Genomic DNA, 13,160 nt, shown 5'->3' on the forward strand with positions numbered 1-13,160 from the left:
CTCGTCACCCGCACCCCATACCCCTCCTCCACACCGACCCCCGCCGCCCCCGCCGCTCCCGCCCCCACCCCCGTCACCTCGATGGTGATCCCTCTCCTCGCGTCGCGGAACGTCTCCCCGGGCGTGAACGGCGCGTCCGACAGTTCCGCGTGGACGTTCGGCGCGCGCGTGCAGCCGCCGCTGTCGCGGCGGGAGTCGATGACGTTGACCGGGCCCATGCCCGTGTCCACCTCCGCGTCGACCCGGTAGATCAGGACGCCCGGGCGGCACACCGCCTCGTCGTTGCCGGCGCGGGTGCGCAGTTCGACGGCGTAGCCGGTTCTGCCGTCCAGGGGGACGAAGACCAGCTTGGAGCCGCCGGCGAGGGCCAGGGGCGTCAGGGTGTACTCCGTGGTGCCGGGGGAGGCCGCGCAGTGGACCTGGGCGGCGTCGAGCCAGCCCAGCTTCCATTTGTGCCAGCCGAGGAAGTCGTTGTTGGCCCCCCAGTCCTCGCTCATGATGTCCCAGTGGCCGACCGCGCCCCCGCCCTCCGCGGTGTACAGGTCGGGCAGGCCGAAGACGTGGCCGTTCTCGTGGGGGAGGACGCGGTAGCCGGTGCGGTCGTAGGAGCCGGAGCCGTCGTCCTGGCGGGAGTAGACGAAGGAGGCGTTGGCCACGGGTATGCCGTCGGCCCTGGGCGCCTCCGGGTTGCCGGCGAAGGTGACGGACAGGACCGTGTCCAGGGCGGAGGGGCCGGCGTTCGGGGTGACCAGGACGTTCAGCAGGTCGTACGCGCGGAAGTCCACCTTCGGGTCGGCCGCGGCCACCAGGTCCTCGACCAGGCCGCGGTAACCGGGCTCGAACGGAGTCCCGCGCTCTATGCCGTACTCGCGGAAGGACTTCGGCATCCGCAGCCACCCCGGGACCGGGGTCTCGGGACGGTAGTCGAGGCGGCCGTAGGAGCTGGTGCGGAACCAGTCGCGGGTCTGCGGGAAGAACTCGTGGAAGCGGTCCAGGGCGTCACCCTCTCCGGGGGCGTCGGAGAAGTCGATCATGAGGGTGAGAGCGCGGACGGCGCCGGTGGAGCGGGTGTAGCCGGCGGAGGTGGGGATGCCCTCGGACATCTGGACCTCGCGGGCGCTGCGGATCATGCAGGGGCCGTGTGCGGAGGTGTGGGACAGGGTGATGGGGCCCGCTCCCGCCGTACTGGCGCCCGGGGCGAGTCGGCCCGTGCCCGCCGAGGTGCTGACCGTGAAGGTCAGGGCGGTCACGCACGCCAGGGCGGCCAGCCGGCGCCTGGGTATCCGGTGGCCGGGCGGCCCCGTGCCGTCCGGGCGGGGGCGCCGTGGCCGCGGCTGCATGCAAGGGACCTGCAAGGGACCTCCCGCGCCACGGCAGCCACCGGTCTCCGGCTGCACCCTTGCGATCACCCTGCGTCGCGGGGTGAGGGGGCGCGCGCTGGGAGAGACCGATCGTGGGTTTCCCGTCAGTAGGGGTCAGGGGGCATTGTGAGCCAGGTCACAAACAATTTCTGCGGGAGCGGGAAATACCGGGGACCTACTCCCCGTTTAGCCATGTGTCCGACTGAAACGGGGATGCAGTCCCCGGATCGCCTCACTCACCAGGAGTACACCGTGCAGACCGCCACCCCCGAAGCGCGCAAGGTGCCCCGGCCCCGCGCCGACGCCCTGCGCAACCGGGAGCGGATCGTCACCGCCGCCCGGGAGATGTTCGTCGAGCACGGCCCCGAGGTGCCGCTCGACGAGATCGCCCGCCGGGCCGGCGTCGGCAACGCCACGGTGTACCGCAACTTCCCGGACCGCGACGCGCTCGTCCGCGAGGTCGTCTGCTCCGTCATGGACCGTACGGCCGCGGCCGCCGAGGCCGCGCTCGCCGAGACCGGTGACGCGTTCGAGGCGCTGGAGCGCTTCGTGCACGCCGCCGCCGACGAGCGGATCAGCGCGCTGTGCCCGATGGTCACCAGCACGTTCGACCAGCACCACCCGGACCTGGAGGCCGCGCGCGAACGGGTCGAGCGGCTGATCGCGGAGGTCATGGACCGCGCCAGGGAGGCCGGGCAGCTCCGGTCCGACGTGGACGTCGGGGACGTCATGATCGCCGTGGCGCAGCTCAGCCGGCCCCCGGCCGGAACGGACTGCTTCCGGGCCGACCGCTTCGTCCACCGCCATCTTCAGCTGTTCCTGGACGGGCTGCGGGCTCCCGCCCGCTCCACCCTCCCGGGCACGGCCGTGACCCTGGAGGACCTGCGCCGGCCCTGACCGATCCGTCCGGCCGATCCATCCGACCGAACCATCCGACCGAACCGTCCGGCCGATCCGTTCGACCGAACCGTCCGCCCCGAACCGTCCAGCTCCATGAGCTCCGTCCGACCGCTTCGCCGATGAGTTTCAGGCCGCCCCACCCGTCTGAACCCTGAACGACAGCTGAGGACAGTCCCTACGGCCGTCCCCGCAGGCGAGCCGTCACCTTTAGTCACCCTTTTCCACCACTAAGTCCCGACTTTTCCGTCACGAAGTCCCGGAGTGGGTATCCCCATGTCTGAAACAGCCTCGAAGACTCTCGGCACACCGGCCAGAGAACCGGACGCCGGCCGCTGGAAAGCGCTCGTCTTCATCGCGCTCGCCCAGCTGATGGTCGTCCTGGACGCCACCATCGTGAACATCGCCCTGCCCTCCGCCCAGCAGGACCTCGGCATTTCCGACGGCAACCGGCAGTGGGTCGTCACGGCCTACGCGCTCGCCTTCGGCGGTCTGCTTCTGTTCGGCGGCCGGATAGCCGACCTGTGGGGCCGCAAGAAGGCCTTCGTCGTCGGTCTGGGCGGCTTCGCCGCGGCCTCCGCGCTCGGCGGCGCGGCCACCAACGAGGCGATGATGTTCGGCGCCCGTGCCCTGCAGGGCGTCTTCGGTGCCCTGCTCGCGCCCGCCGCGCTCTCCCTGCTCGCGGTGATGTTCACCGACGCCAAGGAGCGCGCTAAGGCGTTCGGCATCTACGGCGCGATCGCCGGTGGCGGCGGTGCCGTCGGTCTGATCCTGGGCGGCTTCCTCACCGAGTACCTGGACTGGCGCTGGACGTTCTTCGTGAACATCCCGTTCGCCGTCGTCGCCGCGGCCGGCGCGTACTTCGTCATCCGTGAGCCGGAGGGCGGCCGCAACCGCTCCCCGCTCGACATCCCCGGCGTGATCCTGTCCACCCTCGGCCTGGTCGCCCTGGTCTACGGCTTCACCCGTGCCGAGTCCGAGGGCTGGAGCGACTCCGTGACCGTCGGCATGTTCGTCGCGTCGGCCGTGCTGCTGGCGTCCTTCGTGCTCGTCGAGTCCAGGGTCAAGGCTCCGCTGCTGCCGCTGCGCGTGATCACCGAGCGCAACCGCGGCGGGATCTACCTCTCCCTCGGTCTCGCGATCATCGCGATGTTCGGCCTGTTCCTCTTCCTGACCTACTACTTGCAGATCGTGAAGGGTTACTCGCCGGTCAAGACCGGATTCGCGTTCCTGCCGATGATCGCGGGCATGATCACGGGCTCAACCCAGATCGGCACCCGCCTGATGACCCGGGTCGCGCCGCGGCTGCTGATGGGCCCCGGCTTCCTGGTCGCCGCGCTCGGCATGCTGCTGCTGACCCAGCTGGAGATCGGCTCCTCGTACGCCGCTCTGCTCCTGCCGGCGATGCTGCTGCTCGGTCTCGGCATGGGTACGGCGTTCATGCCGGCCATGTCGCTGGCCACCCAGGGCGTCGAGCCGCGGGACTCCGGTGTCGCCTCCGCGATGGTCAACACCTCGCAGCAGGTGGGCGGCGCGATCGGCACGGCCCTGCTGAACACCATCGCCGCCTCGGCGACGACGGCGTACGTCGCCGACCACATCGCCGGGGCGACCAGCCGGTCCCAGCAGCAGCTGGTCCAGCTGGAGGCCATGGTGCAGGGCTACACCAGCGCCATCTGGTTCGCCGTCGGCATCCTCGTGGTGGCCGCCGTGATCGCCCTGACCTTCGTCAACGCCGGCCGTCCGGGCGGTACGACGGTGGCGTCGTCCGGCGAGGACGCGTCGGACGAGGTGCAGATCCCGGTCGTCGCCCACTGACGCCCGCGCACCGCACCTCTGCGGGTCATCCGTAGTAACCCTTCGGGCCATCCGCGGGTGCGAGGAAGGGGACGCCTCGCACCTGCGGAATCCAGGACCTGCCGGGCTCCCGCGTCAGCGGAGCCAGGGCAGGTCCGCACCCGCTTCGGCCGGCTGAAGTCCCTCGGCGACGATCCGCATGATCTCGCCGAGGGACTTCTGCTGTTGCGGGGTGAGCCGGTCGAAGACCGCCTGGCGCACGGCCTCCACATGGCCCGGCGCGGTCTGCCGCAGCACGTCGTAGCCCTCGTCCGTGAGGACGGCGAACTGGCCCCGCTTGTCGTCGGGGCAGTCCTCCCGGCGCACCCAGCCGTTCTTCTCCAGCCGCGCGATGGCGTGCGAGAGCCGGGACCGGGTGATCTTGGCCAGCATCGCGAGCTCGGTCATCCGCAGCCGCCGCCGCGGCGCCTCGGCCAGCTTGACCAGAAGGCCGTAGTAGACGTGCGGCATGCCCGCGTCACGCTGGAGCTGACGGTCGAGATGGTCGTCGAGGAGGGTGACGCCCTCCATGAACGAACGCCAGACGTGCTGCTCCTCGTCGGTGAGCCAGCGCGGTTCCTGGGGCTCCTGGGCGGAGCCCGGTGTCGGTGCGGATGCGGGTGCCTTCATGCGTTCCACTTTACGTGGCTCCTCCTTGAACTTTAAACAAATGGTCCGTACAGTTTTGTAGGGAACCACGTTTTGGAAGGAGCCGCAGCATGTCCGCCGCCACCCAGGAGCGCATGCCCGCTCTGTACCTCAGTCACGGCGCCCCGCCCCTGGCGGACGACCCGGTCTGGCCCGGTGAGCTGGCTGCCTGGTCCGCCGGACTGCCGCGCCCCAAGGCCGTCCTGATCGTCTCCGCTCACTGGGAGGAGGCCCCGCTCGCCCTCGGCGCCACCGAGACGGTCCCGCTCGTCTACGACTTCTGGGGCTTCCCGGAGCACTACTACCGGGTGACGTACGACGCCCCCGGCGCACCGGAGCTCGCAGAGTCCGTACGCAAGCTGCTGCGCGCCCCCGGTATGCCCGTCCAGGACGTCCCCGACCGCGGCCTCGACCACGGCGCGTACGTCCCGCTGGTCGAGATGTACCCGGACGCCGACCTCCCGGTCCTCCAGGTGTCCATGCCGACGCTCGACCCGGTCCGGCTCATGGAGATCGGCCGCAGGCTCGCCCCCCTGCGGGACGAGGGCGTGCTCATCGTCGGCTCGGGCTTCTTCACCCACAACCTGGCCGCGCTGCGGCAGGGCGGCATCCCCGCCTGGTCGGCGGAGTTCGACGACTGGGGCCGGCGGGCGCTGGAGGCGCGTGACGTGGACGCCCTGCTCGACTTCACCCGCAAGTCCCCCGCGGGGCAGCTGGCCCACCCGCGCACCGAGCACTTCGCCCCGCTCTTCGTGACGATGGGCGCGGCCGACGCGACGGGTGAGCTGGACGCACAGAAGTCCGTGATCGACGGGTTCTGGATGGGGCTGGCGAAACGGTCGGTGCAGTTCGGCTGACGCGGGCCTCGGCGGACCTGCTGCCCGCGGGGCGCTCCTACAGCGGCTTCTCGTACCAGGCCACGTCCCAGTAGCGGCCGAACTTGCGGCCCACCTCCCGGTAGGTGCCGACGTGCCGGAAGCCGAGGCGCTCGTGCAGCCGGGCCGACGCCTCGTTCGGCAGCGCGATGCCCGCGTAGGCGCGGTGCAGGTCCTCGCCCGACAGGGCCTCGAAGAGGGCCGTGTAGAGGAGCGTGCCGATGCCGCGGCGGCCGGCGTCCGGAGCGACGTACACGGTCGTCTCCACGGAGGTGGCATAGGCGGGCTTCGTTCGGAAAGGGCTTGATGTGGAGTAGCCCAGAATCTCCTGTGGGTCCGCCGTCGTGGCAACCATCAGGCGGTGCGGCCCGTCTTCAGGGTGGGAGAGCAGCCAAGGGCGGCGCTCCTCCGGAGTGAAAACCGCGGTATCGAATGTGATCGCCGTCTCACGTACATAGTGGTTGTAGAGGTCCGTGAGGGCTTCGAGGTCGCTCTCGACTCCCGGCCTGACCTGCACCTCTGTACGCTCCGACAGCATCGCGCCTCCCTGCGTGGCCGGACAGGGTACTGCATGATCAGAAAAATCGGGGGCCGGGTTGGGAATTCTGTCCTGATTCCAGTCGTTGTTTCCATCGGATGCAGGGCACCCGAGGAGAGTCCGGAGAGTCCCGGAAGACGGAGTCCAGCGTCCGAAGGACCACCCGCTGACCTCACCATCGCAAGGGAGCTCGCATGGCAACCCGTGCCGTCGCCCGTCGTCAGTCCGCCACCGGCGAGACGGCCGACGCGGCAAGCAGTGTTCGCGCCCATGGCGGCGAGATCGCCGACCGCGACCTGGTCGGCATGTACCTCGACGAGATAGCGCGCACACCGCTGCTCGACGCCGCCAAGGAGGTCGAGCTGTCACAGATCATCGAAGCGGGTGTGTTCGCACAGCAGATCCTCGACGGCCTGGAGGAGAACAAGGCCGGGGCCTCGCCCGAGGAGCTGCGGGCCCTGGTCGACGCGAGCGAGCGTGCCAAGGACGTCTTCATCCGCTCCAACCTGCGCCTGGTCGTCGCGGTCGCCCGCCGCTACCCCCGCAGCGGCCTGCCGCTGCTGGACCTGATCCAGGAGGGCAACGCCGGCCTGGTGCGCGCGGTCGAGAAGTTCGACTACCGCAAGGGCTTCAAGTTCTCCACGTACGCCACGTGGTGGATCCGCCAGGCCATCACCCGGTCGATAGCCGACCAGTCCCGTACGATCCGCCTGCCCGTCCACCTCGTGGAGGAGCTGGGCCGGATCCGCCGTGTGCAGCGCGAGTTCAACCGCGAGCACGGCCGGGACCCGGAGCCCGCGGAGATCGCCGCCGAGCTCGGCTCCAACCCGGAGCGCGTCACCGACGTCCTGGACTGGGCCCGCGACCCGGTCTCGCTGAACATGTCGGTGGACGACGAGGGCGAGACCCAGTTCGGCGACCTCCTGGAGGACACCTCCGCGGTGTCGCCCGAGCAGTCGGTCCTCACCCTGCTGCGCAGCGAGGAGCTCGACGACCTGATCGGCCGCCTCGACCAGCGCACGGCCTCCATCATCAAGATGCGCTACGGCATCGAGGACGGCCGGGAGCGCACCCTGACCGAGGTCGGCAAGGAGCACGGCCTGACCCGCGAGCGCATCCGCCAGATCGAGAAGCACGCGCTGCTGGAGCTGAAGAAGCTGGCCCGCAGCACCGGGTTCGACGCGGCGGCGTGACCCCCGGCCGCGCGGGGCCGAGCAGCACCCGTCGGGCAGCGCCGGACCGGCGGAGCAACTCCCCTTCGCCGGGCGGCGCGAGACCGGCCGAGCCACACGCCTCCGCCGGGCGGCGCCGGACCGGTGAGCACGGCGAGCGTCCGGGCGTACGACTCGTTCCCACCGCCAGTGGGTGACGGACCGTGTGCGCCCGGGGGGGGCACCGCGTACGCCGGGTGGCGAAAGACCGCGCAAACATGGCGTTGTAACGCCGCTTCAATCCGCGGACTCAGGGAACAAGACTTCTGGGTCCACCAGTTCGGACCCGGGTCACACCCCCCGACCCCCGACAGCCACGTCCCGTCGCACTCCCCCCGGCGCCGGGACTTTCCCCGAAGCCGGGCTTCGGCGTCCCTCCCCCCGGACGTCGGGGCCCGGCTTTCTTTGCTGGAGGGCGGGGCACCCCGTACCTGAACCACGGGGTGGCCCGCCAGATGGCAGATTGTGTCACATGGGCATAGCCTGCCGGGCGTGAGCAGCACCACCCAGACCCCGCCTTCGCCCTCGCTGACCGAGCGGCGGAAGGCCGAAACACGTATGGAGATCGCCCGGGCGGCGGCCGGCCTCTTCGTACGGCACGGCCTGCGCGCCACCCGCGCGGAGGACATCGCCCAGGCCGCGGGTATCGCCCCGCGCACCTTCTACCGGTACTGCGCCACCAAGGAGGAGGCCGTCGCCCCGCTCTACGCGGCCGGCGCCCAGCGCTGGGTGGAGGCGGTGCGCGCCGCTCCCGCCGACGCCGGGGTCCTGCCGGCCCTGGAGCAAGGGGTGTGCCACACCCTCACCCCGGGCGTCGGCGTCTCGGCATCGTCCTGGGAGTGGGTCCGCACGCTGCTGCGCCTGGCCGAGGCGACCCCGTCCCTGCGCAGGGTGTGGGCGGAGGTGTGCCAGGCGTCCGAGCGGCTGCTGGGGGAGGTGTTGGCGGAACGGGTGACACGTGCAGGCACACCCGGGACGTCCGGCGCGACCGGGGTGTCCAGGGGCGGCGACAACGTTGCCGCGCCGGGTGAGGCACCCGGCATCACCCCCGGGCTGCGCTTCGCCGCCGCCGTGGCGAGCTCCGCCGTCCGTGCCGCGCTGGAGGCCTGGGCCGCGGGGGACGGGCCCGTCGAGGGGCCGGACGGCCCGGCGGAACTCGCGCTGCGCAATCTCGCGGCCCTGCGGGACTTCCCGTGGGGGCCGTGACGCGAGGGCTCAGTCCGCCTGCGTCGGCTCCGCGGACTCCCCCATGGGGCCGCGGCCAGGGTTCACGTCCCGGCCGCGTCCCGTCCACCGGCCGCCCTGCTCAACCGCGCCCCCAACTCCCTCACGGCCGTCACGAGTTCCGTCGGCTCGTGCACCACGAAGTCGCACTCCAGCATCGCCAGCCGGAACGCCACCCACTCCACGGCGTCCCCGGCGGACCCCCGCAGCCGGCAGCCGCCGTCGTCCAACGGCTCGGGCGTGCCCAGCCAGTGGGGCACCCGGGCGGCGACGAAGTCGGCCGGTGCGGCGAACGTGACCTCGAAGTCGTAGGACCGCTGCTGCCGTTGCATCGAGCGCCGCAGGTACTCGGCCGCGCTCCCCGTGGGCAGTTCGCGCGGTGCGAACCGGGCGCCCGTGGCGAACGGCTCGCTGACCCGGTCGACGCGGAACGTGCGCCAGTCGTCCCGGTCGATGTCGTACGCCACGAGGTACCAGCGGCGGCCCGTCGACACCAGCCGGTACGGCTCCGTCAGGCGCCGCGACTCGGTGCCGTCGGCGGCCCGGTAGGCGAACCGCAGCCGCTCGTGACCGGCGACCGTCGAGGCCATGACGGTCAGCGTCTCGGGCGCGATGCTCGGCCCGTCCCCGCTGGTCAGCGGGGTGGTCGCGGCCTGGAGGGTGGTCACGCGGTGGCGCAGCCGGCCCGGCAGGACCTGCTCCAGCTTGGCCAGCGCCCGCACCGAGGCCTCGTCGAGGCCCTCCACCGCGTGCCCGGCCCCGGCGCGCAGCCCGACCGCGATGGCCACGGCCTCCTCGTCGTCGAGCACGAGCGGCGGCATGGCCTTTCCGGCGACCAGCCGGTAGCCGCCGTCGGCGCCCTTGGTCGCCTGCACGGGGTAGCCCAGCTCGCGCAGCCGGTCGATGTCCCGCCGGACCGTGCGGCGGGAGACCCCGAGCCGCTCGGAGAGCTCGCCGCCCGGCCATTCGCGGGGCGTCTGGAGGAGGGAGAGGAGGTTGAGCAGCCGGGCCGGAGTGTCCGTCGTCATACCGAAGAGGATGCCGCACCACTAGGACACAATCTGACCTAATGGGGGTCTAACTTCGAACCATGAACTCCACCGACACCACCCTCGGCACGGCGGGCGGCGGGACCGACCGCCGGCGCTGGTTCGCCCTCGCGATCGTGATGACCGCGGCCTTCATGGACCTCGTCGACGTGACCATCGTCAACATCGCCATCCCCTCGATCCAGCGGGAGTCCGGCGCCTCCTTCAGCCAGATCCAGTGGATCACCGCCGGTTACGCCCTCGCCTTCGCCGCGGGCCTGATCACCGGCGGACGGCTCGGCGACATCCACGGGCGCAAGCGGATCTTCCTCGTCGGCATCGGCGGGTTCACGGTCGCCTCCGCGCTGTGCGGTCTCGCGGTGAACCCGGAGATGCTGGTCGCCTCGCGGTTCCTGCAGGGCGGCATGGCGGCGCTGATGGTGCCGCAGGTGCTGTCGATCGTGCACGCGACCTTCCCGGCACACGAACGGGGCAAGGTCTTCGGGCTGTTCGGCGCGGTCGTCGGACTCGGGGCCGTGTCCGGTCCGCTGCTGGGCGCGCTGCTGACCGAGTGGAACCTGTTCGGCTGGGAGTGGCGGTCGATCTTCCTGATCAACCTGCCGGTGGGTGTCGCCGGCCTGATCCTCGGCAGCCGCTTCATCAGCGAGTCCAAGGCGCCGCGGGCCCTCAAGCTGGACCTGGTGGGCGTCGCGTTGGTGACACTGGGCCTGCTGATGCTGCTCTACCCGCTCATCCGCGGCCGCGAGCTGGACTGGCCGGTGTGGGGGTACGTCTCGATGGCCGGGTCGCTCGTCGTCCTCGCGGCGCTGGTGGCGTACGAGAGGCGCAAGGCCGCGCGGGACGGATCCCCGCTGGTCGAGCTGTCGCTGTTCAAGGTCACGAGCTTCGCCGCCGGGATCGCCGTGCAGACCGTCTTCGGGATCGCGCTGGGCGTGTTCTTCCTGGTGTGGACGCTGTACATGCAGGCAGGGCTGGGCTGGACGCCGCTGAAGGCGGGCCTGACCGGGGTGCCGTTCTCGATCGCCGTGTCGGCGGCCGCCGGGATGTCCGTGCAGATGCTGGTCCCGCGCTTCGGCCGCAAGGTGCTCCAGGCGGGTGCGCTGGTGATGGGCGCCGGGGTGCTGCTCTACATCTGGGAGGCCGGGCACTACGGCCTGGACATAGCTCCCTGGCAGATGGCGCTCCCGCTCGTCGTGATGGGTGTGGGCATGGGCCTGATCGTCGCGCCGCTGACCGACGCGATCCTCTCCGAGGTGCCGCGCGAGCACGCCGGTTCGGCGTCCGGGCTGATCAACACCGTGCAGCAGATGGGCAACGCGCTGGGGCTCGGCCTGGTGTCGGTGGTGTTCTTCGGCACGATCTCCGACCACCTGCGGCCGGAGCAGATCGGTCCGGCCTTCACGGACGCCTTCCAGAACGCGCTCGGCTGGGTCGCCGCCGTGATGGGCGCCATCTTCCTGCTGATGTTCGCGCTGCCGAAGCAGCCGGCGCAGCACGTGGAGGGCGAGCAGGTGCCGGCGGGGGAGAAGGAGCCGGCGCTGGTCTCCTAGGGGACCGGTGCCCTCGCGGGCTGGGGACACATCGGGCTCGGCACCTCGGGTGCCGAGCCCGCCCGTATTTCTGTCTGTGCCCGATTGGGTCCGAACCTGTTTACTTTGCGGAAATCTCGGCGTAGCCTCCCGCTGAAACCACACGTTCGGGCATGAGGCGGAGGCGAACGGACATGTACGCACCGGAACGGCAGCAGGAGATCCTCCGGCTCGCCCGTGACGGCGGCCGAGTGGATGTCGTGTCGCTGGCCGAGGAGTTCCAGGTGACGGCGGAGACGATCCGCCGGGACCTGAAGGCCCTCGACCGCGCCGGACTGGTCCGCCGCGTGCACGGCGGGGCCATCCCGGCCGGGCGCCTCGACTTCGAGCCGGACCTCGCCGAGCGCGAGACGACCGCCGCCGACGAGAAGGACGGCATCGCCAAGGCCGCCCTCGCGGAACTGCCCGTCGAGGGCACGGTCATCCTCGACGCCGGGACGACGGTGGCCCGGATGGCCGCCGCCCTCCCGCTGGAGGCCTCCCTCACCGTCGTCACGCACAGCCTCCCCATCGCGGCCCGCCTCGCCGACCACCCCGGCATCCAGCTCCACCTCGTCGGAGGGCGCGTACGGCACCGCACCCGCGCCGCCGTGGACGCCTGGGCGCTCAGGGCGTACGGCGAGATCCGCGCCGACGTGCTGTTCGTGGCGGCCAACGGCTTCTCCGCCGAGCACGGTCTGACCACGCCCGACCTCGCCGAGGCCGCCGTGAAGCGCGCGGCCGTGGCCGCCGCCCGCCGGGTGGTGCTGCTCGCCGACTCCTCCAAGCACGGCCAGGAGCACTTCGCCCGCTTCGGCGACCTGAGCGATGTGGACCTGCTGATCACCGACAGCGGGCTGAGCCCCGAAGACGCCGTCGCGATCGAGCGCGGCGGCACGGAAGTAGTGCGCGCATGATCCTCACCGTGACCCCCAACCCGTCCCTGGACCGCACCTACGAGGTGCCGTCCCTCGACCGCGGCGAGGTCATCCGCGCCACCGGCGAGCGGATGGACCCGGGCGGCAAGGGCGTGAACGTCTCGCGCGCCGTCGCCGCGGCGGGGCAGCGCACGGTGGCGGTCCTGCCCCTGGGCGGCGCCCCCGGCGCCCTCGTCGCCGACCTGCTCGACCAGCAGGGCATCGAGGTCGCGCCCGTCCCGGTCGCCGGGGCCACCCGCTCCAACATCGCCCTCGCCGAGTCCGACGGCGTCCTGACGAAGATCAACGCGCCCGGCCCCGAACTCTCCGGCGCCGAGCGGGAACTGCTCCTGGAGACCGTGCGCCGGCAGTCCCGCGACGCCTCCTGGATCGCCTGCTGCGGCAGCCTGCCCCGCGGCCTCGCCCCCTCCTGGTACGCCGAGCTGGTCGCCCGCGCGCACGCCGCCGGGGCCCGGATCGCCCTGGACACCTCCGGGCCCGCGCTGCTCGCCGCCCTGCGCGAGCGGCCGGACGTGGTCAAGCCGAACGCGGAGGAGCTCGCCGGCGCCGTCGGCCGTCCCCTCGCCACCGTCGGCGACGCCGTCAAGGCCGCCGAGGAACTGCGCGGGATGGGCGCCCGGGCCGTCCTCGCGAGCCTCGGCGCCGACGGACAGCTGCTCGTCTCCGACGAGGGCGCCTGGTTCGGCAGCGCCCGGGTGGCCGCGGTCCGCAGCAACGTGGGCGCCGGCGACTCCTCCCTCGCCGGCTTCCTGATCGCCGGAGGCAACGGCCCCGAGGCCCTCGCCTCCGCCGTCGCCCACGGCGCGGCGGCCGTCCAGCTCCCCGGCAGCGTCATGCCGACACCGAGCGACCTGGACCTGGCGGCGGTGATTGTCACGGCCGAGGTCCCGGCGGACCGGGCGCTGAAGGAGCCGGTGTCATGACGTACGACGAGCAGCGCGGACCGACGCCCGAGCGGCGGGCCCCCTCCCCGTTACCGGCGGGCCCCGTCCCCACCCCCGGCACCCCCCACCGC

The 13,160-nt window shown here is 71.9% G+C and carries 12 protein-coding genes; 8 read left to right on the plus strand and 4 right to left on the minus strand.

Annotated features, from left to right (window positions below):
- Positions 1–1,340, minus strand: a 1,340-nt coding sequence (locus OO68_RS40850) for a M6 family metalloprotease domain-containing protein (protein WP_051815020.1), incomplete at its 3' end; no start/stop codon positions are given.
- A gap of 273 nt (positions 1,341–1,613) precedes the next feature.
- Between OO68_RS40850 and OO68_RS40855 the strand changes: the two genes are divergently transcribed.
- Positions 1,614–2,258 (plus strand): TetR/AcrR family transcriptional regulator, encoded by a 645-nt coding sequence (locus OO68_RS40855; RefSeq protein ID WP_033314578.1) that lies wholly within the window; start codon positions 1,614–1,616, stop codon positions 2,256–2,258.
- 276 nt (positions 2,259–2,534) lie between these two features.
- Positions 2,535–4,076: an MFS transporter gene (locus OO68_RS40860; protein ID WP_033314568.1), complete on the plus strand. Its 1,542-nt coding sequence runs from the start codon at positions 2,535–2,537 to the stop codon at positions 4,074–4,076.
- Positions 4,077–4,190: 114 nt separating this feature from the next.
- Here the strand turns inward: OO68_RS40860 and OO68_RS40865 are convergent, their stop codons facing one another.
- Positions 4,191–4,724 (minus strand): MarR family winged helix-turn-helix transcriptional regulator, encoded by a 534-nt coding sequence (locus tag OO68_RS40865; protein ID WP_033314579.1) that lies wholly within the window; start codon positions 4,722–4,724, stop codon positions 4,191–4,193.
- Positions 4,725–4,813: 89 nt separating this feature from the next.
- Between OO68_RS40865 and OO68_RS40870 the strand changes: the two genes are divergently transcribed.
- Positions 4,814–5,599, plus strand: a complete 786-nt coding sequence (locus OO68_RS40870; protein ID WP_033314569.1) for a dioxygenase family protein — start codon at positions 4,814–4,816, stop codon at positions 5,597–5,599.
- Between the two features lie 37 nt (positions 5,600–5,636).
- On the opposite strand, the gene OO68_RS40875 is transcribed toward OO68_RS40870, so the two are convergent.
- The gene (locus OO68_RS40875; protein WP_033314570.1) at positions 5,637–6,155 is read right to left on the minus strand and encodes a GNAT family N-acetyltransferase; all 519 of its coding nucleotides are present in this window, start codon (positions 6,153–6,155) and stop codon (positions 5,637–5,639) included.
- Positions 6,156–6,349: 194 nt separating this feature from the next.
- Here OO68_RS40875 and OO68_RS40880 point away from each other — a divergent pair, with 194 nt between their 5' ends.
- Together OO68_RS40880 and OO68_RS40885 are read left to right on the plus strand one after the other, a co-directional pair.
- Positions 6,350–7,348, plus strand: a complete 999-nt coding sequence (locus OO68_RS40880; protein WP_033314571.1) for a sigma-70 family RNA polymerase sigma factor — start codon at positions 6,350–6,352, stop codon at positions 7,346–7,348.
- A gap of 510 nt (positions 7,349–7,858) precedes the next feature.
- Positions 7,859–8,572 carry a TetR/AcrR family transcriptional regulator gene (locus tag OO68_RS40885; RefSeq protein WP_078625799.1) on the plus strand — a complete coding sequence of 238 codons (714 nt, stop codon included), beginning with the start codon at positions 7,859–7,861 and terminating at the stop codon, positions 8,570–8,572.
- A 62-nt stretch (positions 8,573–8,634) separates the two neighbouring features.
- Here the strand turns inward: OO68_RS40885 and OO68_RS40890 are convergent, their stop codons facing one another.
- Positions 8,635–9,618 (minus strand): helix-turn-helix transcriptional regulator, encoded by a 984-nt coding sequence (locus OO68_RS40890; RefSeq protein ID WP_033314573.1) that lies wholly within the window; start codon positions 9,616–9,618, stop codon positions 8,635–8,637.
- 62 nt (positions 9,619–9,680) lie between these two features.
- Here OO68_RS40890 and OO68_RS40895 point away from each other — a divergent pair, with 62 nt between their 5' ends.
- The 3 genes from OO68_RS40895 to pfkB all read left to right on the plus strand — a co-directional run bounded on the left by OO68_RS40895 (position 9,681) and on the right by pfkB (position 13,068).
- Positions 9,681–11,189 carry an MFS transporter gene (locus OO68_RS40895; protein WP_033314574.1) on the plus strand — a complete coding sequence of 503 codons (1,509 nt, stop codon included), beginning with the start codon at positions 9,681–9,683 and terminating at the stop codon, positions 11,187–11,189.
- Positions 11,190–11,362: 173 nt separating this feature from the next.
- Positions 11,363–12,124 (plus strand): DeoR/GlpR family DNA-binding transcription regulator, encoded by a 762-nt coding sequence (locus OO68_RS40900; protein WP_033314575.1) that lies wholly within the window; start codon positions 11,363–11,365, stop codon positions 12,122–12,124.
- Positions 12,121–13,068, plus strand: coding sequence for a 1-phosphofructokinase (gene pfkB / locus OO68_RS40905; protein WP_033314576.1), 948 nt, complete (start codon positions 12,121–12,123; stop codon positions 13,066–13,068). The genes OO68_RS40900 and pfkB overlap by 4 nt, the downstream gene beginning before the upstream one ends.
- Positions 13,069–13,160: the final 92 nt, after the last annotated feature.

The sequence above is a fragment of the Streptomyces iakyrus genome (assembly GCF_000717055.1).
GTDB lineage: Bacteria > Actinomycetota > Actinomycetes > Streptomycetales > Streptomycetaceae > Streptomyces > Streptomyces iakyrus.